The following is a 25,183-nucleotide window of genomic DNA, read 5'->3' on the forward strand; positions in this document are numbered from 1 at the left end:
CGACGGGCGAGGCCAGGGCCTTGAGCCAGGCCCACCTGCTGCGGGTGTTCGACGAGGTGGACTACGGCATGCTGCTGCTCGACCCGCAAGGGCGCATCCTGCACGCCAACCACCTGGCGCGCCACGAGCTGGCGCAGCGGCGCGTGCTGCGCGCCTGCAGCGGCAACCTCATGGGCAGCAGCGCCGAGCACAGCGAGCGCATCCAGCAGGCCCTGGACGCCGCCAGCCGCGGGCAGCGACGCCTGCTGCTCATGCGCGAAGGCGAGCGCGACCTGTCCATGGCCTTCACCCCGCTGTCACACCCGCTGGAAGACGACACGCCCACCGTGCTGGTGCTGCTGTCGCGCCAGAGCGCCAGCGACAACCTGGCCGTGCGCATGTTCGCCCGCGCCCTGAGCCTGAGCCCCACCGAGGAGGTGGTGATGCTGGCCCTGTGCCGCGGCCTGGACGTGCAAGAGATCGCCGCCGAGAACGGCGTGGCCATCTCCACCGTGCGCAGCCAGGTCAAGACCCTGCGCGAAAAGGCCGGCGCCAGCAGCGTGCGCCGCCTGCTGCAACGCGTGAACAGTCTGCCGCCCGTGGTGCCTGCCTTGCGCATCATCACGCCGGTCGCGCACAATCCGGTGGCCTACTCCCACCCGTAGCCACCACCGGATGCCCTTAGCCAGCGCTTCGACTTTCCCCTCGCAGAACACGCAGCACATCGAAGCACTGGCCGCGCAAGGGATCCACCGCCGCTACCGCCGCGGTGCCTTGCTCATTCAGGAAGGCGAAACCGGCGACACCCTCTACATCGTGCTGCAAGGCCGCTTGCGCGCCTACGTGGCCGATGCCTCTGGCCGCGAACTCACCCTGGGTCTGTACGGCCCGCTCGAATACGTGGGCGAAATGTCGCTCGACGGCGGCCCGCGCTCGGCCAACGTGGAGGCGGCCGAGGCCAGCACCTGCTCCGTGGTCACGCGCGACCGGCTACTGGCCTACATCGCCGAGCACCCCGAATTCGCCTTCGAACTCATGGCGCGCCTGATCCGGCGCGCGCGCCTGGCCACCGAGAGCGCGCGCAGCGTGGCGCTGATCGATGTCTATGGCCGCCTGGTGAAGCTGCTCAACGGCTGGGCGCTGGAGCCGCAGGAAGAAGACGGCGCCCGCCCGCTGCGCGAGCGCTTGACGCACCAGCAGATGGCCCAGCACCTGGCGTGTTCACGCGAGATGGTGAGCCGGCTGTTGAAGGACCTGGAGAACGGCGGCTACATCGCCGTGCGGGAGCGGCGCATCTGGTTGCTGAAGAACCTGCCGGCGCGGTGGTGAGCCGGCAAGTCTTCACAAACATCAACCCAAGCTGTTGAGCAAACGCCGCGCCTCCTTCGGCGCCGACGAACTCGTGCCCGCCAGCCGCACCGTGCTGCCGCTCAGGCTGCCCGTGGCGCGCACGCCCCACAACGCGGGGTTGTCGTCGCAGGCCGCCAATGTCTCGGGCACCAGCTTCACGTCGGGCCGCTGTGCGCGCGCCGGGCCCGGGTCGGGCCGTTGCGGCGAATAGCGCGCGAAGCGCGAGAGGTTCTGCGGCCCGTTGTCGGCCACGCGCGTGCCACCCACGCTGACCGTGCGCTGCCCGGTGGACAGGCTGTTGAACACACCGCTGCGTCGGATGGGCGTGGGGTTGCCCGGTTGGTCCACCCAGCCGTTCAGGTTGCCCTGGGTGTCGTAGAACCGGTCCTCCAGATACGACTGCCGCCCGCCCGTGTGCAGGCCAAGGGCGATGTCGTCGCGTTCCACGTAGGCGTCGAACACCACTGCGCTGCGGCCCCGGTTGCGCAGCGTCACCGTCCACACGCCGCAAGGCGCGAGCGGGTGGTCGGCTTCGCGGCTGGCCGTGCATTCCAGCACCAGCAGTGCGCAGGTGCCGCGCTCGCCCAGGGCGCTGCGCGTGGGGTAGATCAGCGACCACAATGGCTGGCCCTGCGCGTCCGTCCACATGCCTGACTGGCCTTGTCTTAGCGTCACCGCCTGCTCCGGCCGATCCGGCGGCGCGACGCTCAGGCTCACGCCCTCGGCGCCGTCGGGCAGCCAGATCTCCAGGAAGCTCTGCGTGTGGTCGTCAGGCTGGATGCGCCAGTGCAATGGCAGCGATTCGCCCGGTGCGAGCGTGGCGTTGGCGTGCGTGCGGGATTGGTAGCCATTGCCACCGGGCAGGGTGATGCGCAGGCGCCCGCCGAGCTTGTCCACCAGCTCATCCATTGCCGCCTCCAGCAGCGAGCTGCCGTCGTGCGGCCCGGCCAGGGTGCCCCAGCTCACGTTGGCCACGATGTCGGCGTCGTCCGCGCAGCGCGAGACGATGTACATCAGGCCGTCGAGCACGCTCACGTTCATGGCACCGCCCGAGGTGTCGAGCACGTTGGCCCAGTCGAGCTGCACGGCCACGATGGCGCTGCGGCTCGCGGCGTCGTCCAGGCCCGGGTTGAGCAGCCCACCCGGCGCCGTGGCCAGGCCGGTGACGTGCGTGCCGTGGTTGACGGGGTGCGACAGATCCCAGAGCTGCACGTACTGGTACACCGCCTCTTCGTCAACCTGGCCCCGTCGCGTGAACTCGGCCCTCACGCGGTCGATGGCCTCGCGGTCCAGTTCATGGCCGTAGCCCATGTCGGCCGGGCGGGGGCCGGCGCGGCGCGGGTCCAGCGGTACGCGGCGGTTGTCGGGCGAGCCGGGCCAGCGGCCGCCATAGAAGTTGTCCTGCCGCCAGAAGTGGCGCACGCGCGTGTGGCCGCGCGCATCGAGAAAGGCTGCATTGGCGATGGCCAGGCCGCCGTCGATGACACCCAGCACCGACCCGCGCACACGCTGGCGCGGCGGCTGCGGGCGGCAGTGTGGTGTGCAGAACTCCGTGAGGCCCAGTGGCAGTTGCTCGACCGGCAGGCCCAGCTCGAAACGCTTGATGAGATCGCGCAGCGCGGGCTGGTTGCGCCAGTGGCGGAAGAACTCGCGCGAGACGCGCGCGCTGCAGTGGCGCAGACCGGGCACCAGCAGGTAGGCAAGCGGTATGCGCAGCCACTGGGTGGAGGTGGCGTCCACGAGCTGGCGCACGTCCACGCCCTCGCGCAGGCCGATGACGATGGGCATCCACTTGATGGGCACCGGCTCGCGGCCGGGTATGTGGTAGCCCAGGAAGCCGTCGGCCTCGGCCCAGGCCAGGTAGGGGTCCATGCCGTCGATGGCCCCGGGGGCGGACCAGTCGATGCCGGTGAATTCGCCCGTGGGCAGCGGGCGCCAGGTCATCGGATGACCTCCGCGCAACGCGCCGCGCCGCTCATGGCCATTCCTTCACGGCTTCTTCCCACAGCCAGTTCAGCAACGGTGCTTCGCCCACGGCGCGGGCGCGCGGGTCGCGGGTGTAGGGGTAGCCGCTGGCGTGGTCCATGGGGTCGTTCAGGCTGAAGTCCTTGGGGGCGCCATCGGGCTCGTGGAACAGCGAAGAGTTGAAGCCGCGCGCATGAACCTTGCCGCCCGTGGCGCGCGCCACGATGAACTCGGCCAGTGCGGTGCCCAGCAGGCGGCCCGCGGCGCTGTCCACGGGGTAGTGCAAGCCGGCCACGGTGCGGTTGATGGCAATGCGCGCCGCCAGGCGCTGCAACTGCTCGCGGCTGGCCACGCCGTTGCCGGGGTGGCGCGCGGTGGTGGGCGAACCGGCGTCGAGCAGGGCCTGCAGCAAGGTGGCGGCCAGGAAGGCTTCGGTGGAGTGGCCGCTGGGCCAGGCGCCGTGCCCCGGGGTCGGGATCATGGGCTGGATCTGCGGCGAGAACTCCACCGGGCGCGTGGTGGAGAACATGAACTTGAAGCGCTGGGTGACGCTGGCGGCGAGGTTGAATGCCACCTCCAGCAGTTGCAGCGTCTTGCCGTGGCGGTGCGCGGTGAGGCCCACGACCGAACTCCAGAAGGCGATGGGGTAGCCCATCTGCTCGGTGATTTCCAGCGAGCGGTCGGTGCGCAGGTCGGCGTAGGCGGCGACGAGCGAGAGCTGCTTCTTCAGCAGTGCTTCGTCGGGGCCCTTGAGCGTGACGAGGGTGTGCGGCGTGCCCTGGCGCGAGTACTGAAGCTCGGCGCGGTACTGGCGGGCGTTCGTGCCGAAGCTCAGGCCTTCCATGAGCTCGGAGCCGATGGCCTGTACGCGAGGGCCGTCGGCCCAGCGCTTGAGGTTGGTCGGGTCGTTGAAGGCGGGCCATTTGACTTTCAGCGTCGGGCCGTCGTAGGGCCCCACGATGGCTGCTCTGGAGAGGGTCAAGGCGTCGGCGGACGCGAGGTAGGGCACGGCGCCGGCGGGCGCGCCGTAGCCCCCGCTGTAACCGCCACTGTAGCCACCGCTATATCCGCCGCTGTATCCACCGCTATAGCCACCGCTGTATCCACCACTCATGCTGTCCTCCTTGAAATTTGCGATTGATGTGAACTAGTGAATGGGCAGGCCCAAGGCCTTGAGCACTCTTGCGCCATGCTGGCGCAGACGACTCTCCCGACCTGACGCCAGATACCGATCCAGCGTCAAGTCGGGTTGAAGTTTGAGAATCGTGTCGAGCGTCTTGCGAGCACCCTCGACATCGCCGGTTTCGTACTGAGCGATGACATACGCGCGAAGCGTCGGTAGGTGATAGCAGTTCTTCTGCAGGGACGCTCGGCATTGTTCTGCCGCCTGAGCGTGTTGGCCCATCGAGAGGTAGCAATTCGCCAGCATCATCTCGAAGTAGTACTTCTGCGGATCGAGCGGAGAGAGGTGCAGCGCCGTCTCCGCTTCCACCACCGACTCCTGAGCGGTGCCCCACATGGTTGACCAGACGCTGCGGTACAGCCACGCCATCGGGTCGTTGGGATTGTTGAGCGTCGACTCGAACAACAATTGCCGCGCCGCCTCTACATCGGCGCCCAGATGGCACAGCGCATGCCCCTTGATCGCCATCGCGAGCGAGCTGTGCGGCTCCAGATCCAGCGCGCGGTCGGCCACCGCAATCGCGGCGCGGAAGGTCTGCGCCGGCTCGGGCGCCAGACCCTGCACCACCTGCATGATGTGCCACTTCGCCAACCACGCCCACGGCGTGGCCACGCGCTTGTGCCGCTCCACCACCGCCTCCAGCAGTTGCTGGCTGCGCTGCAGGTCGCGCGGCGTGGAGCGGTGCATCAGGGTGATGCCGCCCAGCATCAGCGCGTTGCTGTCGAGCTGCGGCACCGGCAGCACCAGCGTGCGCTGCACCATGTGCTGAAGCAGCGCCTCGGCGCAGGCCTCGCTCAACTGGTGGATCAACTGGCTGTCGCTCTGCAGCAGGTCCATCACGTCGCCCGCCAGGCGCTCGGCCCACACCACCTCGCCGCGGCGGGTGTCGCAGAGTTCGGCGTTGATCACGACCTTGTCGCCGTAGCTCACGTAGCTCCCGCTGAGCGTGTACGCCGCCTCCAGCCGCTGCCCCACCTCGGCCGCCGTGGCCTGCCGGCCGCGGAAGGCGCTGGTGGACAGGCGCGAGATCACGCGCAGATCGGGGCTGCGCGAGAGCTGGGTGATCACGCCGTCGGCCAGCAGCTCGCCGATGACGTACTGCTCCTGCGAGTGGCTGCGCGTCTCGAAGGGCACCACGGCGATGCTGGGGCGGAAGTCGCTGGTGGCGGCCTCGGGCGCGGGCATGCGCGGCACCGCGCCCTGCGCCGACACGGGCGTCACCGTCCAGGTGCGCACCGGCTCGGGCCAGTGCTTCAGGTAGCTCTCGCCACGGTCCTGCACCTCGGCGTCGATGCCGACGACGATGGCGTCGTACACGCTGGCGGTGACCACGGTCTCGCCGGGCGTGGCCAGATCGGCCACGCGCGCCGCCAGGTTCACGCCCTGGCCGTAGATGTCGTGGTCGTCGACGTAGAGCTGGGTGGCGTTGAGGCCGGCGCGCAGGTGCAGTTGCTGCGCGGCCGGCAGGTTCTGGTTGGCCGCGTCGAAGTGGCGGTGCAGGGCCATGGCGGCGCGCACGGCCTGGGCCGGGTGCTCGAATTCGGCGAGCAGGCCGTCACCCAGGCTCTTGACCAGGCGCCCGCCGTGCAGGGGGAAGACCTCGGTGGTGGCGTGGTGCACGAAGCCGCGCCACAGGCGCACCACCTGTTCTTCGTTGTGCGCCATCAGGCGCACGGACTCGACGAGATCGATCACGAGCACGGTCTTGTGCTGCACCGGCGGCAACTCCACGGCCTGGCCCTTGGGGGGTGATGCAGGCTCGGAAGAGAAGGGTGCGGGAGAGGGGACCATGCGGGCAAATGTGACCAAACGATTCAGTTTCGCACAATCGATATCGCGCGACGGGGCCAATGGCCGATGAAAGTGCAGAAACGACAAAGCCGACGGGACGTCGGCTTTGTCGGGTTCACCGCCGTTTGAAGGGCGGCTGGGGGATCACTTGAGGTGATCGTTGACCAGCTTGGTCATCTCGAACATGGAGGCCTGGGCCTTCTTGAAGATTTCCTTCAGCTTGGCGTCGGCGTTGATCATGCGCTTGTTGACCGAGTCCTGCAGCTTGTTCTTCTTGATGTAGTCCCACACCTTCTTGGTCACCTCGGTGCGCGGCAGCGGGTTGCTGCCGACGATGGCGGCCAGGGCGGCGCTGGGGGTCAGGGCCTTCATGAAGGCGGCGTTGGGGGTGCGCTTCTTGGCGGGGGCCTTCTTCGCGGCGGCTTTCTTGGCCGGAGCGGCTTTCTTCGCAGGCGCCTTCTTGGCCGGGGCGGCTTTCTTCGCCGGGGCCTTCTTGGCCGGAGCGGCCTTCTTCGCCGGAGCGGCCTTCTTGGCCGGAGCGGCCTTCTTCGCCGGGGCGGCTTTCTTGGCCGGGGCGGCCTTCTTCGCCGGAGCCTTCTTCGCGGCGGCTTTCTTCGCAGTTGCCATGGTTGATGTCCTTCTAGAAGTTGATGTATCGCTTGTGGAGAACGCGCTCTCTCACAAGCGTCATGATGCTAATTGAGTTGCACGCGGCTTCCAATAAGGAACACGCGGTTTTGCGAGGGAAGACAAGGGGGAAACGGCGCTTTTTGGCGCGGAAAACAACACTCCTCGGGGGTGTGTGCTCGAGAGAGTGCCCCAGAGGGCGCACGCAGGCGCGTTCGGTCGGTGTTTGTCTCGACAATGCGCGCGTGCCGAAACCACCCTTGCGGAGCCTGCGATGACCTCTACTTCTCCCGCCACTTGCGACCTTTGCGACGCGCACAAGGCCGACGACAGCGGCGCTTTCCGTGTGTTGCCACCGGTGTGGCGGCACTTCGGCGCCCACCGCAGTTTCCATGGGCCGGTGAGCACGGTGAAGTGCTTCGAGGACAACACTGCGGTGAAGGCGGCGGTGGAGAGCGCGGGCGAGGGCCGGGTGCTGGTGGTGGACGGCGGTGGCTCCTTGCGACGAGCACTGCTGGGCGGCAACCTGGGCGCGGCGGCAGCGCGCAACGGCTGGGCGGGGGTGGTGATCGACGGTTGCGTGCGCGACGTGGCCGAGCTGGCCGCGTGCGAGGTGGGCATCTGCGCGCTGGCGCCGGTGCCATTGCCGACCGAGCGGCGGGGTGAGGGGCAGCGCGATGTGGCGGTGCGTGTGCAGGGCGTGTGGGTGCGGCCGGGGGACTGGCTTTATGCGGACGAGGACGGGATCGTGGTGAGCGCTGTTCGGCTTTGAGTTGTTCGGCTGGTGGTTGGGGCGGTTGCCTGCCTGCACCTCGCGGTCGCTCGGGGCCGCTGGGTGCCCTGCTCCGCGACTGTCCCCCGGACCGGGCTGCGCCCAGTCCTCCTCCTTTATGTCGCTACGCAGGGCACCCAGCGTCCCCGAGCAACAGGCACCTGGGCGCGCCAACAGACCGAGTGCCCACGAGGTCGTCGGTGCTCGGGTGTCCGGCGTAGCGACATAAAGGAGGAGGAACGGAGCGCGCCAGCGCTTCGTTCCGGGGGACAGTCGCGGAGCCGGACGCCCGAGCACCGATGACCGGAGCAACCGGAGCAAGCAAACGACCACCCCATGACCCGCCGAGAGAAAAAGCCTCGACGGCCGAAGCCGCAAGCTCAGCCCGCGAGCCCCTTCCAGAGCATGTACGCCGCCAGCAGATAGAGGATCCCCGCGAACACCCGCTTGAGCGAGGCGATGGGCAGCGCGTGCGCCGCCCGAACGCCGAGAGGTGCCATCAACACGCTCGCGCAGGCAATGACCACCAGCGCCGGCACGTAGATGTAGCCCACCGAACTGGGCGGCAGGTTCTCCACGCCCTGGCCCGACACCACGTAGCCCGCCGCGTTGGCCAGCGCGATCGGGAAACCCAGTGCCGCGCTCGTGGCCACCGCGTTGTGGATCGGCACGTTGCACCAGGTCATGAACGGCACCGACACGAAGCCGCCGCCCGCGCCCACCAGGCCCGAGAGGAAGCCGATGGCCCCGCCCGCGCCGAGCTGGCCCGCCGTGCCCGGCATGGTGCGCGTGGGTTTCGGCTTCTTGTCCAGCAGCATCTGCGTGGCAGAAAAGCCCACGAACAGCGCGAAGAACAGCGCCAGCCACGAGCCCTTGAGCAAGGCGAACACGCCCATGCTGGCCACGATGGCGCCCAGCACGATGCCGGGTGCCAGGCGCTTGACGATGTCCCAGCGCACCGCGCCGCGCTTGTGGTGCGCGCGCACACTGGAAATGCTGGTGAAGATGATCGTCGCCATGGACGTGGCGATGGCCATCTTGACGGCCAGGTCGGGCGCGACGCCGCGGCCGTTGAGGATGAGGGTAATGAACGGGACCATCAGCATTCCGCCGCCGATGCCGAGAAGGCCCGCGAGGAATCCGGTCCCCACGCCGAGCAGTGCGAGCTCGGCGATCAACAGGGGTTCAAGTGGCATGAAAAGGTGTCTGCAAGTGAGTGCCGGGCCGTTAGCCTGAACCGGGGTTCAGGTGGGCAAGGGCAGCGCGGCTTCGGGTTCGTCTGACGCGAGACGCTCGCACCAGCCGCGCAATGTACCAAGCCCGGGCTCAATGAGCATTGGTTCAAGGACATTAGAACCCGGCACACACTGCAGACGGATGCAATTTTAGGAGCAGTGCGAAACCCCTGCGGACCATCGGTCGGTGCGTGTGCGCGTGCTGATGGGCGGCGCGCGGTCACGCGGATTTCATCAGAGCAGACGACCGTCTTTGTCCAACGTCTGATCGAGCCGGCGCATGAGGTCTTCGACGCGCGAGAGCGTCTGCGGATCGATCGGGTCCTGCTCGAAACTGCCACCGGCTTCTGCGAAGGCACTGCCTTCGGCCTGCGCGAAGGAAGAGGCCTGGAACTGTTGGGCCTCGGCCTCGCGCTCGGCTTCCTTGCGCTCCAGTTGCGATAGCTCGAACGCCAGGTTCAACGAGGCCAGCACGGCGATGCGGTCGCGCGCCTTGACCTTGCCCGCGTCGCGGATGCGGCACATGGCGGTGTCCACGCGCTCCACGGCGTCGAGCAGCGCGGCTTCGCCGCCGTCGGGGCAGGACAGCAGATAGCTCTGTCCCATGATCTGCACTTCGATCTGCTTGTAGCCGGGCCGGTTCATGTGCGCTCCTTGCGTTCGTCGGCGCTGGCGCCGGGCAGCCGTTCCAGCAGCGCGTCGATGCGCGCGCGCGCCGCCATGAGGCGCGACTTGAGTGAGTCGCGCTCGGCCTGCAGCGCGTGCACCTGCTCGACGAGCAGGGCATTGGTGCGCTGAAGCTCCTCGTGGCGCAGCAGCAGCCGCTCCACCTTGTCGGTGATCTGGTCGATGGGCGTGGGCGCGGCCATGGTCTTTGCGTGGCGAAGGGCGTGGGGCATTGTAGGCGTCACCAAAGGCTTTGCTTAGAATCGCCGGCGTTGGTGCTCGCGGCGTGGTTCACACGCCGCGGTTAAACGGGAAGCAGGAGGGCGCGCTGCCAGCGGCGGCGAACCTAACCTGCGCTGCCCCCGCAACGGTAAGCAGACGAGATGGCCGGCGGCTCCAAGCCGCCGGATGCTCTGCCCCCCTCACACCGCCACTGGCCGGTGCCTCGTGCACCGGCTGGGAAGGCGAGGGGGGTTGGTCTGTCAGCCCGGATACCGGCCAGCACGGTGGTGGTGCGTCGCAAGGCGCGCCACCGTGACGCCCATGCACCGTCGGGGAAGGCGGTGAGGGCAGCCCTTCTGTTTCCACAACCATGAAATCCCGTGTTCCGTCCTGGCGCCTGGCCGCCCTGACGCTGTCCCTGTCCGCCGCTTTTCCGGCGTTCTCTCAGGGCACCGCCCCCAGCCTTTCCGAAACCGTCGTCACCGCCAACCGCACGCCCACCCGCGTGGACAGCCTGGTGAGCGACGTCACCGTCATCGAGCGCGCCGACATCGAGAAGATGGCCGGCCAGACCCTGACCGAGGTGCTGGTGCGCGCCGCCGGCGTGCAGATGGCCACCAACGGCGGTCGCGGCAAGAGCGGCAACATCTTCATCCGCGGCGCCGAGTCGCGCCACACCATCCTGCTGATCGATGGCGTGCGCTACGGCTCGGCCACGGCCGGCACGCCGGTGTGGACGGGCCTGCCGCTGGACGCGATCGAGCGCATCGAAGTACTCAAGGGCCCGGGCTCCTCGCTCTACGGCAGCGACGGCGTCGGCGGCGTGGTGCAGATCTTCACGCGCAAGGGTCGCGAGGGCTTCCACCCCAGCGCCTTCGTCACCCTCGGCAGCGACAGCTTCTCGCAGGTGGGCGCGGGCCTGAGCGGCGGCAGCGGCGGCGTGACGTACTCGATCGACGTCTCCACCCTCAACGATGGCGGCTTCTCGGCCACCAACCCCACGGTGCAGTTCGGCAACCACAACCCCGACCGCGACCCGTTCCGCCAGCGCTCGCTCAACAGCTCGGTCGGCATCGAACTCACGCGCGACTGGAAGCTCGACGCCGGCGCGCTGTATTCCGAAGGCACCAGTCACTACGACGATGGCCCGGGCCGCGACACGCGCGACGACTTCCGCTCGCAGGTGCTGCGCGCGGGCGTGAGCGGCAAGGTGCTGCCTGGCTGGAAGACGCAGGTCCAGGTGTCGCAGAGCGAGGACTACGCCAAGTCCATCGTCGCGTCCTTCCTGCCCAGCCACTTCGGCACCACGCAGAACCAGGTGCTCTGGCAGAACGACATCGACACGCCGATCGGCGTGGTGCTGGCCGGCGTGGAGCGTCTGGAGCAGAAGGTGGACAGCGCCACGGTGTACGACGTGACCGAGCGCAGCATCAACTCCGCCTTCCTGGGTCTCAACGGCGAGGCCGGTTCGCACAGCTGGCAGTTCAATGTGCGCAACGACCGCAACTCGCAGTTCGGCGACAGCACCACCGGCTTCGTGGGCTACGGCTACCGCCTCACGCCCTCGTTGCGCGCGCACGTGTCGCACGGCACCAGCTTCGTGGCGCCCTCGTTCAATCAGCTTTACTACCCCGGCTTCGGCACGTCCACGCTGCGGCCCGAGGAAGGCCGCAACACCGACCTGGGGCTGAGCTGGACGCAGGGCGGCCACACGGTCAAGGCGGTGTATTTCGACAACAAGATCCGTGGCTTCATCCCCTCGGGCCCGCTGCCGGCCAACGTGCCGCGCGCGCGCATCAACGGCTGGACCCTGGGTTACGACGGCAGCGTTGGCGCCTGGGCGCTGCGCGCCTCGCTGGAGAGCATCGATCCCCGCAACGAGGTGACAGGCCGGCTGCTGCCGCGCCGCAGCGAGACGCAAGCGACGCTGGGCGCGGACTATGGCGTGGGCGCCTGGAAGTTCGGCGGCACCCTGCTGCACGTGGGCGACCGCTTCGACGACGCCAACAACACCTTCAAGCTGGACGCCTACACCACGCTGGACCTGCACGCCGACTACGCGGTGTCGAAGAACTGGACCGTGCAGACCCAGTTGCGCAACATCACCGACGAGGACTACCAGACCGTGCGCGGCTACAACCAGCCGGGCCGGGGCGTCTTCGTGACCCTGCGCTGGGCACCGAAGTAAATTCGCCCGATGGCCCATGACTTCTCCCGCGCGCCCACCGGCCCGCAGCGCATCGTCTGCCTCACCGAGGAGACCACCGAGTGGCTCTACCTGCTGGGGCAGGAGGCGCGCATCGTGGGCATCTCGGGCTACACGGTGCGCCCGCGCCGCGCGCGCGAGGAGAAGCCGAAGGTCAGCGCCTTCCTGAGCGCGAAGATCGACAAGATCCTCGCGCTGGAGCCGGACTGCGTGTTCGGCTTCTCCGACCTGCAGGCCGACATCGCGTCGGCGCTGATCCGCGCGGGCGTGCAGGTCACCGTCTTCAACCAGCGCAGCGTGGCGCAGATCCTCGACATGCTGTACCAGGTGGCGGCCATGGTGGGCCAGGCGGAGCAAGGCCAGGCCTGGATCTCGCGCACGCAGGCCCGTCTGCGCGAGATCGCCGAAGCGGGCCGCGCGCTGCCGCGCCGCCCGGGGATGTACTTCGAGGAATGGGACGATCCCTGCATCAGCGGCATCCGCTGGGTGTCGGAGCTGATGGGCATCGCGGGCGGGGACGATTGTTTTCCCGAACTGGCCGCCATGCCGCTGGGCAAGGACCGCATCATCGGCGAGCCCCAACGCATCGTCGAGCGCGCGCCCGACATCGTGGTCGGCTCCTGGTGCGGCAAGAAGTTCCGGCCCGAACGCGTGGCCGCGCGGCCCGGCTGGCAGGACGTGCCGGCCGTGCGCGACGGCGAAATGCACGAGATCAAGTCGGCCGACATCCTGCAGCCCGGCCCGGCCGCGCTCACCGACGGCGTGGAGCAACTGCACCGCATCGTGCTGGACTGGAGCGCCCGCCATGGCTGAGGCACGCGGCACGCCCGAGACCATCGCACGCAGCGAGTTCATCCTCGGCGGCCAGCGCAGCGGCAAGTCGCGCCGCGCGGAATCGCTCGCGCGCCAGTGGCTGGACGCCGAGGCCACGCACCGCGCCGTGCTGGTCGCCACCGCCCAGCCCTGGGACGAGGAAATGCGCGCGCGCATCGCCAGACACCAGAGCGACCGCGCCGAGCGCGTCCCCGGCATGGCCACCGTGGAGGCCCCGCTGGCCCTGGCCGAAACGCTGGGGGACCTCACGGCGCCCGACACCCTGGTGGTGGTGGACTGCCTCACGCTCTGGCTCACCAACCTGCTGATGCCCGCGCAGGGCGAGCCTGCCGACCCGCAGGCGCCCACGCAGGCCCTGCTGCACGCCATCGACACCGCACGCGGCCCGGTGGTGCTGGTGGGCAACGAAATCGGGCTGGGCGTGATCCCCATGGGCCGCGAGACGCGCGCCTTCGTGGACGCGCTCGGCGGTTTGAACCAGGCCGTGGCGCGCGCGTGCGAGCGCGTCACCTTCATGGCGGCTGGCCTGCCGCTCAGTTTGAAAGCGCCTCGATGACCCGACTCCTGTTCTCCCTGGCGCTGGGCCTGTGGCTCGCGTGCTCGGGCGCGGCGCAAGCCACCGAGATCCGCGTCACCGACGACCGCGGCATCAGCGTGACCCTGCCGCGCTCGCCGCAGCGCATCGTCTCGCTGCTGCCCTCGCTCACCGAGACCGTGTGCGAGCTGGGCCAGTGCCACCGCCTGGTCGGCGTGGACCGCTACTCCAACCACCCCGCCTCCGTGCGCGCGCTGCCGCAGACCGGCGGCGGCGTCGATCCGAACATCGAGGCCATCGTCGCGCTTCGGCCCGACGTGGTGCTCGCCGCCACGTCCTCGCGCGGCGTGCCGCGGCTCGAGTCATTCGGCTTGAAGGTGCTGGCGCTGGAGCCGCGCACCACGCGCGATGCGCAGCGCGTGATGGGCGTGCTGGGCCAGGTGCTGGAAGTGCCCGACGCCGATCGCATCTGGCGCGCCATCGATGCGGGCGTGTCGGCCGCCGCGCAGTCGCTGCCGGCCACCGCGCGTTCGCTGCGCGTGTACTACGAGGTCAGCAACGGCGGCTACGCGGCGGGCCCACAGTCGTTCATCGGCGAACTCATGGACCGCCTGGGTGTGCAGAACATCATCACGCCCGAGCTCGGCCCCTTTCCGCGCATCAACCCCGAGTACGTGGTGCGCGCCAACCCGGACCTGATCATGATCGGCAAGCGCAACGTCGCCGGCCTGGAGCAGCGCCCGGGCTGGCGGGGCATGCGCGCCCTGCGCGAAGACCGCGTGTGCGTGTTCACGGCCGACGAGTCCGACGTGCTGGTGCGCCCCGGCCCGCGCATGGCCGAAGCGGCGCGGCTGATGGCGAAGTGCATCACCGACAAAGGATTGAAGTGAACGGCCGCGCGCACAGCCTGTGGCTCGGCGTGGGATTGCTGCTGGCCGCACTGCTCGTGCTGCTGCTGGGTGCGGGCGTCGGCAGCACCGGTTTCGACAGCGTGCTCAACGCGCACCGCGACCCCGTGGCCTGGCAGATCCTGTGGGACATCCGCCTGCCGCGCACCCTGGGCGCCTGGCTGGCCGGCGCGCTGCTGGGCCTGGCGGGCGCGGTGGCGCAGGGCCTGTTCCGCAACCCGCTGGCCGATCCGTACCTGTTGGGCAGCGCCTCGGGCGCGGCGCTGGGCGTGGCCGGCGCGCTGATGCTGTTCGGCGCGTCCACCATGGCCACGCAATGGGTGGTTCGCCTGGGCCTCACGGGCGCGGCCTTCCTGGGGGCGGTGCTGGGTGTGGTGCTCACGCTGACGCTGGCCAAGGGCGTGCAGCAGACATTGCGGCTGTTGCTGGCCGGTGTCATCGTGGGCGTGGTGCTGGGCGCCGCGCGCGACCTCATCACCATCGCCGAGCCCGACACCCTGCAAGCCATGCAGGGCTTCATGCTGGGCAGCACCGGCTTCGTGGGCTGGGCCGCCTGCGGCGTGATGGCGGCCATGCTGCTGATCGCCGTGCTGGTGGCCGCGGCGCTGGGCCGCGTGCTGGACGGCCTGGCCCTGGGCGAAGCCACCGCGCGCAGCCTGGGCCTGCCGCTGGGCGCCGTGCGCGCGGTGCTGGTGGGCGTGCTGGCCCTGGCCACCGGCGCGGCCGTGGCGCAGACCGGCCTGATCGCCTTCGTGGGCCTGGCCTCGCCGCACCTGGTGCGCTCCATCGTCAAGACGACGCACGGGCGCCTGGTGGTGCTGGCGGCCTTCATGGGCGGGCTGCTGCTGATGGCGGCCGACGTGCTCGCGCGCTGGGTCATCGCGCCGCAGGAACTGCCCGTGGGCGTGCTCACGGCCGTGCTGGGCGGCAGCTACCTGCTGTGGCTGATGCACCGGCGCGGCGCATCGGGGGGCTTCAAGTGATCCAGGCACTGCAAGCCAAAGGCATCGGTGTTTCGCTCGGCGGCGTCGAGGTGCTGCACGCCGTCGACCTGAACCTGCCCGCCGGCCGCTGGACGAGCGTGGTCGGCCCCAACGGCGCGGGCAAGTCCACCCTGCTCAAGGCCCTGGCCGGCCTGCTGCCGCACAGCGGCCAGGCCGAGCTGCTGGGCCGCCCCTTCAGCGCCTGGCGCGGCCGCGAACGCGCGCGCGCCCTGGCCTGGCTGGGGCAGGGCGAAACCGGCGCCGAAGACCTGAGCGTGTGGGACGTGGCCATGCTCGGCCGCCTGCCGCACCAGCCCTGGCTGGCGCCGCCGTCCGACGCCGACCGCGCCGCCGTGGAGCAGGCCCTGCGCGCCACCCAGGCCTGGGACTGGCGCGAGCGCGCGCTTGGCGCGCTCTCCGGCGGCGAGCGCCAGCGCGTGCTGTTGGCGCGCCTGCTGGCCGTCAACGCCGACGTGTTGCTGATGGACGAGCCGCTGGCCAACCTGGACCCGCCGCACCAGGCCGACTGGCTGCAACTGGTGCGCGACCTGGTGGCGCAGGGCAAGACCGTGGTGAGCGTGCTGCACGAGATCGGCGTGGCCCTGCACGCCGACCAGATGGTGATCGTGGCCGGCGGCCGCGTGCGCCACCAGGGCGCCTGCGACGACAGCGCCACCCACCGTGCGCTCGAAGCGGTGTTCGACCACCGCATCGCCATCCACCCCCTGGGCGAGCAGTGGGTCGCGCTGCCTCGCTGATACTTCTTTCCTCCGGACGGAGCCCCGCATGCAGATCGAAACCCCACCCAGCGCCAAACCCTACGACAAGCCCGAGGGCGAACGCCGCGGCCTGGTCATCGTGAACACTGGCGACGGCAAAGGCAAAAGCACGGCCGCCTTCGGCCTGGCGCTGCGCGCCTTCGGCCGCACGCACGTGCATGGCAAGGGCGTGCGCATCTTCCAGTTCATGAAGGTGCCCACCGCGCGCTTCGGCGAGCACCGCATGTTCGAGCAGCTCGGTCTGCCCATCGAGGGGCTGGGTGACGGCTTCAGCTGGAAGAGCCAGGACCTGGAGCATTCCGCCCAGCTTGCGCGCGACGGCTGGCTGCGTGCGCGCGAGGCCATCCTCGGCGGCGAGAACTTCATGGTGGTGCTCGACGAACTCACCTACCCGCTGATCTATGGCTGGCTGCCGCTGGAGTGGGTGGTGGAGACGCTCAAGGCCCGCCCCGCCCATGTGCACGTGGTCATCACGGGCCGGCGCTGCCCGCCCGAACTCATCGAACTGGCCGACACCGTGACCGAGATGACCAAGGTCAAGCACGCGTTCAACGCCGGTGTGCCGGCGCAGCGCGGCATCGAGGACTGATGCTCGGCTCGGCGCTGTCGCTGCTCGTGGCGCTGGCCGTGGACCGCGTCGTTGGTGAACCGCGCGCGCCCTGGCACCCGGTGGTGTGGATGGGCCGCGCGCTCGGCGCCATGGGCCATCGCATCGCGCCCGTGCGGCAACAGGCCGAGCCGCGTTTCGACGGCGTGCGCTGGACCCTGGGCGTGCTGGGCTGGGGCGCGGGCGCGCTCGTGGTCGTCGCCGTGGCCTGGGCGGCGCAGACTGCGCTGTCGACGCTGAACCCCTGGTGGGCGGCGCTGCTCACGGGGCTGCTGCTCAAGCCGCTGATGTCCTGGCGCCTGCTGCGCGAGGAGGTGCTCGCCGTCGAGTCCGCGCTGTCGCAGTCGTTGGAGCAGGGCCGCGAGCGCCTGTCGTGGCTGGTGAGCCGCGACACGCGCGCGCTCGACGCGTCGGCCGTGCGCGAAAGCGCCATCGAATCCCTGGCCGAGAACCTGAACGACTCGGTGGTGGCGCCGCTGCTCTGGTTTCTGGTGGCCGGTTTGCCAGGCGCGGCGCTCTACCGCTGGGCCAACACGGCCGACGCGATGTGGGGCTACGACGGCCTGCGCCGCGACGCGGACGGTACGGCGCGCGACTGGACCTGGGCCGGCCAGTGGGCCGCGCGCGTGGACGACGTGCTGTCCTGGGTGCCCGCGCGCCTCACGGCGGCCTTGCTGCTGTTCGCGGGCGGTTGCCTCGCCTTGCGCAGCCTGTGGCGCGAGGCGCGCCGCACGCCGTCGCCCAACTCGGGCTGGCCCATGGCCGCGCTCGCGCTCGCGCTGAACCTACGGCTGAGCAAGCCGGGCGTGTACACGCTCAACGCCGAGGGCCGCGCGCCGGAGCCGGCCGACACGACGGCGGCCATCGTGCTCGCGGGGCGCGCGCTGACGGTCGGCCTGGTGCTGCTCGGGGCCATGGCGCTGTTCACCTGGGCCATGGCATGAACACCATGGCCCAGCACGGCGGCACCGACGCCCTCGGCGCGCCCGCGAACGATTTCTCCACCAACGCCAACGCCCTCGGTCCCTGTCCGTCGACGCTGCTGGCCATCGCGCAGGCCGACGCCTCGCGCTACCCCGACCCCACGGGCACGCGCCTGAAAGCCGCGCTGGGCGCGTTCCATGGCGTGGCGCCCGATCGTGTGCTGCTGCTGGCCAGCGCGAGCGAGGGCATCCAGCGCTTCTCGGCCTGGGCCGCGCGATCGCCCGGTTCGCTCGGTGCCACGGCGTGGTTGCCGCCGCACCATTACGGCGACCTCGCGCGCGCGGCCGACGCCTGGGGCCTGGTCCGCACGAACGAGCCCGGCAGGGCGCGGCTGCTGTGGTCCTGCGAGCCCTCGGCGCCGCTGGGCCAGGCAGAGGCAGGCCTTGCCGATCGCGTGAACGCGCTGCGTCCCGATCAGGCCCTGGTGCTCGACCAGGCCTACGCGCCGCTGCGCCTGCAGGGCGAACCCACGCTGAGCGGAACGACGCTGGACCGCGTGTGGCGCCTGGTCTCGCCCAACAAGGCCTTGGGCCTCACGGGTGTGCGCGGTGCCTACGCCATCGCGCCGCTGGCCGCGCGCGAAGCCATGGCTGGCCTGGAGGCCCTGGCGCCCTCATGGCCGCTGGGTGCGCACGCCGAGGCCATGCTGATGGCCTGGACGCAGCCCGCGACGCAGCAATGGCTGCAGGACAGCCTGACCACCTTGCTCGAATGGAAAGCGCAGCAGACCGCCTTGTGCGAATCCCTGGGGTGGACGGTGCTGCCCAGCGAGGCCAACCATTTCGTCGCCCGCCTGCCCGATCCGCATGACGTCGAGCGCCTGAACACACTGCGCCGAGAACACGGCGTGAAGCTGCGCGACTGTGCCTCCTTCGGCCTGCCGGGCCACGTGCGTCTGGGCGTGCGTTCACCCGCCGATCAAGAAGCCCTGCGCGCGGCCTGGCCCCGCACCGGCGGCGGCGACAATGCCGCGCGGTGATGGCCCCACGCCATCGACCCACGAGAGACAAGGACACCCATGCAAGACACCGCCGAACAGACCATCCACCTCATCCCGCGCGCGCCCACTGCGCCCACCGTCCCCGCCACGGCCGAGCGCTGGAGCGTCGACGCCATCGAGGCCCTGTTCGATCTGCCTTTCGCCGACCTGATGCATCGCGCCCAGACCGTGCACCGCGAGCACCACGTCGCAAACGAGGTGGAGCTGGCCACGCTGCTGTCGGTGAAGACCGGCGGCTGCCCCGAGGACTGCGCCTACTGCCCGCAGTCCGTGCACTTCGACACCGGCGTGCAGGCTGGCAAGCTGATGGCCGTGGACGCCGTGCGCGAGGCCGCGCAGCGCGCCAAGGCGGCCGGCGCCACGCGCTTCTGCATGGGCGCGGCCTGGCGCGCGCCCAAGGACCGCGACGTCGAGGCCGTGGCCGAACTGGTGCGCGCTGTCAAGGCCGAAGGCCTGGAGGCCTGCGCCACCCTGGGCATGCTGGCCGAGGGCCACGCCGAGCAACTGCGCGACGCCGGGCTCGACTACTACAACCACAACCTCGACAGCGACCCCGGCTTCTACGGCGACATCATCTCCACGCGCGACTACCAGGACCGCCTGGACACCCTGGCGCGTGTGCGCGGCGCGGGTGTGAAGGTCTGCTGCGGCGGCATCGTCGGCCTGGGCGAATCGCGGCGCCAGCGCGCGGGCCTGGTGGCCCAGCTCGCCAACCTCGAGCCTAGCTACCCCGAGTCCGTGCCCATCAACCACCTCGTCAAGGTGGCCGGCACGCCGCTGGCCGATGAGCCCGACCTCGACCCCTTCGAATTCGTGCGCACCATCGCGGTCGCGCGCATCACCATGCCGCGCGCCAAGGTGCGCCTGTCGGCCGGGCGCCAGCAGATGGGCGAGGCCGTGCAGGCCCTGTGCTTCCTGGCGGGCGCCAACAGCATCTTCTACGGCGACAAGCTGCTCACCACCGGCAACCCCGACGTGGCGGCCGACCAGGCGTTGCTGGACAAGCTGGGCCTGACAACACGAAGGGGCTGAAGCGCATGGCCGCCGTCTGCGTGATGGTGCTCGGCACGAGCAGTGGCGCCGGCAAGAGCTGGCTGGCCACCGCCCTGTGCCGCCACTACGCGCGGCAAGGGCTCAAGGTCGCGCCGTTCAAGGCGCAGAACATGAGCAACAACGCAAGGGTGGTGCAGGGCGGCGAGATCGGCAGTGCCCAGTACTTCCAGGCGCTCGCCGCGCGCGCCGAGCCCGAGGTGCGCATGAACCCCGTGCTGCTCAAGCCCGAGGCCGACACGCACAGCCAGTACGTGCTGATGGGCCGCGTGGACGCCGAGCTCACCGCCTTGCCCTGGCGCGAGCGCGGCGAACGCGCCTGGCCCACGGTGCGGCGCGCGCTGCACGAACTCATCGCCGAGCATGAGGTGGTGGTGATCGAAGGCGCAGGCTCGCCGGCCGAGATCAACCTCATGCCGAACGACATCGTCAACCTGCGCGTGGCGCGCGAGGCGGGCGCGCGCTGCCTGCTGGTCACCGACGTCGACCGTGGCGGCGCCTTCGCCCACCTGTACGGCACCTGGTCGCTGCTGGCCGAGGCCGACCGCGCGCTCATCCGTGGCTTCGTGCTCAACAAGTTCCGGGGCGACGCCGCGCTGCTGCAGCCGGGCCCGCAACAGTTGCAGGACCTCACCGGCGTGCCCATGCTGGGCGTGATCCCCATGCAGTGGCGCCACGGCCTGCCAGAGGAGGATGGAGTTTTCGACGACCGCAGCCACGCCGCCGGCCCGGTGCACACCACCATCGCCGTCGTCGCCTGGCCGCGCATCAGCAACCTCGACGAATTCCAGCCGCTGAAGAACCTGCCCGGCGTGCGCCTGAAATGGGTGCGCTCGCCAGCGGACGGCGCGGGGGCTGACGTGGTCGTGCTGCCCGGCAGCAAGGCCACGGCCGCCGACCTGGACTGGCTGCGCGAGCAGGGCCTGGACCGCTGGGTGGCCGAGCACGCCGCGCGCGGCGGCCGCGTGCTGGGCGTGTGCGGCGGCCTGCAGGTGCTGGGCGAGGCGCTCATCGACACCGAGGGCATCGACGGCAATGCGCCCGGCCTGGGCCTGCTGCCCCTGGTCACCACCTTCGCGCGCGACAAGACCGTGCGCCGCACCGAGGCCGCGTTCACCACGATGCGCGGCCCCTGGGCCGCCTTGTCGGGCGTGGCCGTCAGCGGCTACGAAATCCACCACGGCCAGACCGCGCCGCACCCCGCCATGGTGGCGGCCGGCGCCTTGGCGCACGAGGTGATCCCCGGCCTGGCCTGGCAAAACGCCGACGGCAACGTGCTGGGCCTGTACCTGCACGGCCTGTTCGAGGACGATCGCGTGCTGCGGGCCCTGTTCGGCGCCGCCGCGCCCACGTTGGAGACGGTGTTCGACCGCCTGGCCGACACGCTGCGCGAGCACTTCATTCCCGGCGCGCTGGACGCGCTCATCGCACCATGAACCTGCCGAACCTCCCGAACCTCCCTGAAGTCCCCGACCTGCACGACGAGCCCCTGGCCGCGGCGCTGCAGGCCGCCATGGACAGCAAGACCAAGCCCCTGGGCTCGCTCGGGCGCCTCGAAGCGCTCGCGCAGCGCCTGGGCGCCATCCAGGGCACGGCCACGCCGCGCCTGCACCAGCCGCAGATGCTGGTCTGCGCGGCCGACCACGGCCTGGCGGCGCGCGGCGTCTCGGCCTACCCGAGCGACGTGACCTGGCAGATGGTGGAGAACTTCCTGGCCGGCGGCGCGGCGGTGAGCGTGCTGGCGCGCCAGCACGGCCTGGCGCTCACCGTGGTGGACTGCGGCGTGCGCCACGACTTCGCGCCGCGCGCGGGCCTGCTGGTGCGCAAGGTGGCGCCGGGCACGGCCGACGCGCTCGAGGGCCCGGCCATGAGCGAGGTGCAGCGCGACCAGGCCATCGCGAATGGCGTGGCCACCGTGCGTGGCCTGCCGGGCAACGCGCTGCTGCTCGGCGAGATGGGCATCGGCAACACCTCGGCCGCTTCGCTGCTGCTGGCGCGCCTGGGCGGCTTCGAGGTGGGCGACGTGACCGGCGCCGGCACCGGCCTGGACGCCGACGCCGTGGTGCGCAAGATCGGCGTGCTGCGCGACGTGCTGGCCCGCCACGCCGACGCGCGCGACCCACTGGCCGCGCTGGCCGCGTTCGGCGGCTTCGAGATCGCCACGCTGGTGGGCGCGGTGCTGCAGGCCGCGGCCGAGCGGCGCGTGGTCGTGGTGGACGGCTTCATCGCCAGCGCCGCCGTGCTGGTGGCCAGCAAGCTGCGCCCGCACGTGCTGCAGCGCTGTGTGTTCGCCCACCGCTCGGGCGAGCGCGGCCACGCGCTCATGCTCGCCCACCTGCGCGCCGAGCCGCTGCTCGACCTGGGTCTGCGCCTGGGCGAGGGCTCGGGCGCGGCCCTGGCCTGGCCGCTGCTGCAAAGCGCCTGCGCGCTGCTGGGCGAGATGGCCAGCTTCGCCAGCGCGGGCGTGTCCACCGCCAGCGCCGGGTTGGCCGAAGCGGCCCCAGAGGCCGATGCGGCCGACAAGCCGGCGCGATGAGCCGCTTCATTCGTCATTACCTGCTCGCGCTGCAGTTCTTCACGCGCGTGCCGGTGACGGGCCGGCTGGCCGCCTGGGTGGGCTACAGCCCGGCCATGCTGCGCGCCAGCGCGGCGCATTTTCCCGGCGTGGGCTGGCTGGTGGGTCTGTGGGTGGCGGCGGTCTTCACCGCGTTGCTGTGGGTCTTGCCCGGCGTGGGCGCCGCTCCCTGGGTGGCCGCGCTGGGCGCCACCGTGGCCGGCGTGCTCATGACCGGCGCCTTCCACGAAGACGGTCTGGCCGACCTCGCCGACGGCCTGGGCGGCAGCGCCGACCGCGCGCGGGCGCTGGAGATCATGAAGGATTCGCGCATCGGCAGCTTCGGCGCCATCGCGCTCGTGCTTGCGCTTTTGTGCAAGGTGGCGTTGCTCGCGCTGCTGGCGCAGATCGACCCGCTGCACGCGGTGGCGGCGCTGTTCCTGGCGCAGGTGGTCTCGCGCGCCGCGCCGCTGCCGCTCATCTTCACCTTGTCGCACGTGGGCGACGCGGCCGGCTCGAAAAGCAAGCCACTGGCCGACGCGCTGTCGCCCGCGGCGCTGCTGGCGGGGCTGCTGTGGATGGCGTTGGCGCTGCTGCTGGTGGTGGCGCTGATGCCCGGCATGGCCTGGTGGGCCGGCGTGCTGGGCGCCGCGCTGGGCACCGCCTGGGTGGGGCGCCTGCTGTGGCGCCGCCTGCAGGGCTTCACCGGCGACGGCCTGGGCGCCACGCAGCAGGTGGCCGAAGTGCTGTTCTACCTGGGCGTCGCCATCGCCTTGCCGTTCGAATGAGTTGTTGGATGACGCGCCGATGAAGCTCTGGTTGATCCGCCACGCCGCCGTCGCCCTGCCACCGGGGCTGTGCTACGGCATCACCGACGCGCCCGCGCGCGCCGACGCCACGCTGGCCGCCGCCGAGGCCGTTACCGCCACATTGCCGCGCCACGTGCCGCTGTGGGTGTCGGGCCTGGCGCGCGCGCAGCAACTGGCCGCCGCGCTGCAGCGCCGGCGGCCCGACCTGGGTGCCGCGCGCGTGGAGCCGCGCCTGAACGAGATGGACTTCGGCCGCTGGGAGATGCAGGCCTGGGACGCCATTCCGCGCGCGGCCTTCGACGCCTGGATGGCCGACTTCGCGCACCACCGCTTCGGCGGCGAGGAGTGCACGCAGCGGGTCATCGAGCGTGTGGCCGCCGTGGTGATGGAACTGCACACGGCCGGCATCCGCGAGGCGGCCTGGGTCACGCACGCGGGGGTCATTCGCGGTGCGCACTACCTCCGGGCGCATGGGCCGCGTGTCATCGCGGGCGTGCACGAGTGGCCAGAGCACGTCATCGAGCCGGGTGCCTGTGTCGAGTTGGTGTTTTGACGTCGGTCGGGGCTGAGGGGCGTGCGTTGCGTTTCTCGCCTCTTCCTCGCGAGGGCCGCTGGTGCGTGTGCCCGTTCTCCGGCCCACGCTCGCGCAGAAGCGCCCGAGCGCTCGGGCAGGGTTGGCGTCACCGCCGTGGTTGGCGCGCCCCCTCTGTGGCAAGCGCGAATGGGGCCTGCGCCCGGACACCCACACCATCGACCCCAGTGGCGGATGGGCTGGCCAAAGAAGACCGGACTTCCCGTCACTCGGCACTCGGCGAATAAATGGAATCTGACCCCAATTAAAGGGGGCCCGGATTTCTGGTGGAGCGCTCGGGCGTCACTCTCGACGGATGGTTGGGTTCGCGGGCGCAGGCCCCATTCGCGCTTGCCACAGAGGGGGCGTGCCAACAGCGGTGGTGACGCAGGCCCTGTGGAGCGCTCGGGCGCCTCTGCGCGAGCGTGGGCCGGAGAACGCGGACCACGCCAGCCGTCAGCGCGAGGTCTCAACGAGAAGTCAGCGCGAGGACATGGAGCGAACCGGCCAACTCAGGCAGACAACAAGAACCGTTAAGGTAAGCACATGCTCCGTCGAAGCCTTCTTCTCCTGATCCTGGCCGCCAGCCAGTCCCTCGCCGTCGCGCAGACGTCCCTGCGCGTGCTCACCCACGACTCCTTCGAACTCCCCGCGCCGCTGCTCGCGCAATTCGAGCGCGAGGCCGGCGTGAAGCTGCAGCTCATCAAGGGCGGCGACGCGGGCGAGATGCTCAACCGCCTCATCCTCACGCGCGCCCGGCCCATCGCCGACCTCGTCTTCGGCATCGACAACGCGCTGCTGCCGCGCGCTCGGCAGGCCGGCGTGATCGAGGCTTATGGCGGCCCGGCGGCGCAGCGCGCCAGTGCCGCCGCGTTGGGTGACGGCGTGGTGCCGGTGGACCACGGCTACGTCGCGCTCAACATCGACAAGGCCTGGTTCGCGCAGAAGGGCTTGGCACTGCCGCGCTCGCTCGACGATCTGGCGCAACCCGCCTACAAAGACCTGCTGGTGGTGCCGCACCCGGCCACCTCCAGCCCTGGCCAGGCCTTTCTTCAGGCCACCATCGCCGGCCTGGGCGAAGAGGGCGCCTTCGACTGGTGGGCGCGCCTGCGGCGCAACGGCCTCAAAGTGGTCAAGGGCTGGAGCGAGGCCTACTACACCGAGTTCACCCGCAACGGCGGCGCGCGGCCCATCGTGGTGAGCTACGCCACCAGCCCGGCGGCCGAGGTCTTCTTCAGCAAGACACCACTCGCCGAATCGCCCACGGCCAGCCTGTTCCTGCCGGGTGGCGTGTTCCGCCAGGTCGAGGGCGTGGCCCTGGTCAAGGGTGGTAACCCCGCCGCGCGCGACGCTGCCGGTCGCTTCATCGAATTCCTGCGCTCCGCGCCGGTGCAACAGGCGCTGCAGACCAGCATGTGGATGTACCCCGCCGAGCCCGGCGCGGCGCGCGCCGAGGTGCTGAAACAGCACGCGCCCGAGCCCACGCGCTTCGACAACCCGCCGGCCGATCGCGCGAGCGAGCAACTGCGCGCCTGGCAGGACCGCTGGGTTCGAACGGTTCTGCGCTGACACC

Annotated in this window: 25 protein-coding genes and 1 riboswitch; of the genes, 18 read left to right on the forward strand and 7 right to left on the reverse strand. The window is 70.5% G+C overall.

Annotation, left to right across the window (positions count from 1 at the left end; genetic code table 11):
* Positions 1-20: 20 nt before the first annotated feature.
* Entirely contained in the window at positions 21-644 is a 624-nt protein-coding gene (locus tag BN948_RS13040; RefSeq protein ID WP_035622028.1) for a helix-turn-helix transcriptional regulator, read from the forward strand.
* Positions 645-654: 10 nt separating this feature from the next.
* Complete coding sequence (locus BN948_RS13045) at positions 655-1,308, forward strand: Crp/Fnr family transcriptional regulator (protein WP_009520663.1); 654 nt, start codon at positions 655-657, stop codon at positions 1,306-1,308.
* 21 nt (positions 1,309-1,329) lie between these two features.
* Here BN948_RS13045 and BN948_RS13050 read toward each other — a convergent pair whose 3' ends face one another.
* The 4 genes from BN948_RS13050 to BN948_RS13065 all read right to left on the reverse strand — a co-directional run bounded on the left by BN948_RS13050 (position 1,330) and on the right by BN948_RS13065 (position 6,895).
* The gene (locus BN948_RS13050; RefSeq protein ID WP_009520664.1) at positions 1,330-3,273 is read right to left on the reverse strand and encodes a S8/S53 family peptidase; all 1,944 of its coding nucleotides are present in this window, start codon (positions 3,271-3,273) and stop codon (positions 1,330-1,332) included.
* Between the two features lie 31 nt (positions 3,274-3,304).
* Positions 3,305-4,408 carry a phosphatase PAP2 family protein gene (locus tag BN948_RS27035; RefSeq protein ID WP_009520665.1) on the reverse strand — a complete coding sequence of 368 codons (1,104 nt, stop codon included), beginning with the start codon at positions 4,406-4,408 and terminating at the stop codon, positions 3,305-3,307.
* Between the two features lie 33 nt (positions 4,409-4,441).
* Positions 4,442-6,268 (reverse strand): adenylate/guanylate cyclase domain-containing protein, encoded by a 1,827-nt coding sequence (locus tag BN948_RS13060; RefSeq protein ID WP_081921949.1) that lies wholly within the window; start codon positions 6,266-6,268, stop codon positions 4,442-4,444.
* Between the two features lie 144 nt (positions 6,269-6,412).
* Entirely contained in the window at positions 6,413-6,895 is a 483-nt protein-coding gene (locus BN948_RS13065) for an SWIB/MDM2 domain-containing protein (RefSeq protein ID WP_009520667.1), read from the reverse strand.
* Positions 6,896-7,169: 274 nt separating this feature from the next.
* Between BN948_RS13065 and rraA the strand changes: the two genes are divergently transcribed.
* Entirely contained in the window at positions 7,170-7,667 is a 498-nt protein-coding gene (rraA, locus tag BN948_RS13070; RefSeq protein WP_009520668.1) for a ribonuclease E activity regulator RraA, read from the forward strand.
* 380 nt (positions 7,668-8,047) lie between these two features.
* Here rraA and BN948_RS13075 read toward each other — a convergent pair whose 3' ends face one another.
* From BN948_RS13075 to BN948_RS13085, 3 genes are all read right to left on the reverse strand, one after another.
* Positions 8,048-8,863 carry a sulfite exporter TauE/SafE family protein gene (locus tag BN948_RS13075; protein WP_009520669.1) on the reverse strand — a complete coding sequence of 272 codons (816 nt, stop codon included), beginning with the start codon at positions 8,861-8,863 and terminating at the stop codon, positions 8,048-8,050.
* A 273-nt stretch (positions 8,864-9,136) separates the two neighbouring features.
* The gene (locus tag BN948_RS13080; RefSeq protein WP_009520670.1) at positions 9,137-9,547 is read right to left on the reverse strand and encodes a cell division protein ZapA; all 411 of its coding nucleotides are present in this window, start codon (positions 9,545-9,547) and stop codon (positions 9,137-9,139) included.
* Positions 9,544-9,771, reverse strand: coding sequence for a hypothetical protein (locus BN948_RS13085; RefSeq protein WP_009520671.1), 228 nt, complete (start codon positions 9,769-9,771; stop codon positions 9,544-9,546). Before BN948_RS13085 ends, BN948_RS13080 begins: the two co-directional genes overlap by 4 nt.
* Positions 9,772-9,824: 53 nt before the next feature.
* A riboswitch (cobalamin riboswitch) is annotated at positions 9,825-10,085 on the forward strand.
* A 75-nt stretch (positions 10,086-10,160) separates the two neighbouring features.
* On the opposite strand from BN948_RS13085, the gene BN948_RS13090 reads away from it, so the two are divergent.
* From BN948_RS13090 to BN948_RS13165, 15 genes are all read left to right on the forward strand, one after another.
* Positions 10,161-11,978 (forward strand): TonB-dependent receptor domain-containing protein, encoded by a 1,818-nt coding sequence (locus BN948_RS13090; protein ID WP_009520672.1) that lies wholly within the window; start codon positions 10,161-10,163, stop codon positions 11,976-11,978.
* Positions 11,979-11,987: 9 nt separating this feature from the next.
* Entirely contained in the window at positions 11,988-12,809 is an 822-nt protein-coding gene (locus BN948_RS13095; RefSeq protein ID WP_009520673.1) for an ABC transporter substrate-binding protein, read from the forward strand.
* Positions 12,802-13,386, forward strand: coding sequence for a bifunctional adenosylcobinamide kinase/adenosylcobinamide-phosphate guanylyltransferase (cobU, locus tag BN948_RS13100; protein ID WP_009520674.1), 585 nt, complete (start codon positions 12,802-12,804; stop codon positions 13,384-13,386). The genes BN948_RS13095 and cobU overlap by 8 nt, the downstream gene beginning before the upstream one ends.
* On the forward strand, positions 13,383-14,255 hold the full coding sequence (locus tag BN948_RS13105; RefSeq protein WP_009520675.1) for an ABC transporter substrate-binding protein: 873 nt from the start codon (positions 13,383-13,385) through the stop codon (positions 14,253-14,255). The genes cobU and BN948_RS13105 overlap by 4 nt, the downstream gene beginning before the upstream one ends.
* The gene (locus tag BN948_RS26655) at positions 14,252-15,256 is read left to right on the forward strand and encodes a FecCD family ABC transporter permease (protein ID WP_009520676.1); all 1,005 of its coding nucleotides are present in this window, start codon (positions 14,252-14,254) and stop codon (positions 15,254-15,256) included. Before BN948_RS13105 ends, BN948_RS26655 begins: the two co-directional genes overlap by 4 nt.
* The gene (locus BN948_RS26660) at positions 15,253-16,014 is read left to right on the forward strand and encodes an ABC transporter ATP-binding protein (protein WP_009520677.1); all 762 of its coding nucleotides are present in this window, start codon (positions 15,253-15,255) and stop codon (positions 16,012-16,014) included. The genes BN948_RS26655 and BN948_RS26660 overlap by 4 nt, the downstream gene beginning before the upstream one ends.
* Before the next feature lie 28 nt (positions 16,015-16,042).
* Positions 16,043-16,624 (forward strand): cob(I)yrinic acid a,c-diamide adenosyltransferase, encoded by a 582-nt coding sequence (gene cobO / locus BN948_RS13120; protein WP_009520678.1) that lies wholly within the window; start codon positions 16,043-16,045, stop codon positions 16,622-16,624.
* The gene (gene cbiB / locus BN948_RS13125) at positions 16,624-17,586 is read left to right on the forward strand and encodes an adenosylcobinamide-phosphate synthase CbiB (protein WP_009520679.1); all 963 of its coding nucleotides are present in this window, start codon (positions 16,624-16,626) and stop codon (positions 17,584-17,586) included. The genes cobO and cbiB overlap by 1 nt, the downstream gene beginning before the upstream one ends.
* On the forward strand, positions 17,583-18,605 hold the full coding sequence (locus tag BN948_RS13130; protein WP_009520680.1) for an aminotransferase class I/II-fold pyridoxal phosphate-dependent enzyme: 1,023 nt from the start codon (positions 17,583-17,585) through the stop codon (positions 18,603-18,605). The genes cbiB and BN948_RS13130 overlap by 4 nt, the downstream gene beginning before the upstream one ends.
* A gap of 39 nt (positions 18,606-18,644) precedes the next feature.
* Entirely contained in the window at positions 18,645-19,658 is a 1,014-nt protein-coding gene (gene bioB / locus BN948_RS13135; protein ID WP_009520681.1) for a biotin synthase BioB, read from the forward strand.
* 5 nt (positions 19,659-19,663) lie between these two features.
* Positions 19,664-21,112, forward strand: coding sequence for a cobyric acid synthase (locus BN948_RS13140; protein ID WP_009520682.1), 1,449 nt, complete (start codon positions 19,664-19,666; stop codon positions 21,110-21,112).
* On the forward strand, positions 21,109-22,212 hold the full coding sequence (cobT, locus tag BN948_RS13145; protein ID WP_009520683.1) for a nicotinate-nucleotide--dimethylbenzimidazole phosphoribosyltransferase: 1,104 nt from the start codon (positions 21,109-21,111) through the stop codon (positions 22,210-22,212). The genes BN948_RS13140 and cobT overlap by 4 nt, the downstream gene beginning before the upstream one ends.
* Positions 22,209-23,018, forward strand: a complete 810-nt coding sequence (locus tag BN948_RS13150; RefSeq protein WP_009520684.1) for an adenosylcobinamide-GDP ribazoletransferase — start codon at positions 22,209-22,211, stop codon at positions 23,016-23,018. The genes cobT and BN948_RS13150 overlap by 4 nt, the downstream gene beginning before the upstream one ends.
* Positions 23,019-23,037: 19 nt before the next feature.
* Entirely contained in the window at positions 23,038-23,592 is a 555-nt protein-coding gene (locus BN948_RS13155) for a histidine phosphatase family protein (protein ID WP_009520685.1), read from the forward strand.
* Positions 23,593-24,156: 564 nt separating this feature from the next.
* Positions 24,157-25,179 carry a thiamine ABC transporter substrate-binding protein gene (locus tag BN948_RS13165; RefSeq protein ID WP_009520297.1) on the forward strand — a complete coding sequence of 341 codons (1,023 nt, stop codon included), beginning with the start codon at positions 24,157-24,159 and terminating at the stop codon, positions 25,177-25,179.
* The last annotated feature ends 4 nt before the right edge of the window (positions 25,180-25,183 follow it).

The sequence above is a fragment of the Hydrogenophaga intermedia genome, from assembly GCF_000723405.1.
GTDB lineage: Bacteria > Pseudomonadota > Gammaproteobacteria > Burkholderiales > Burkholderiaceae_C > Hydrogenophaga > Hydrogenophaga intermedia.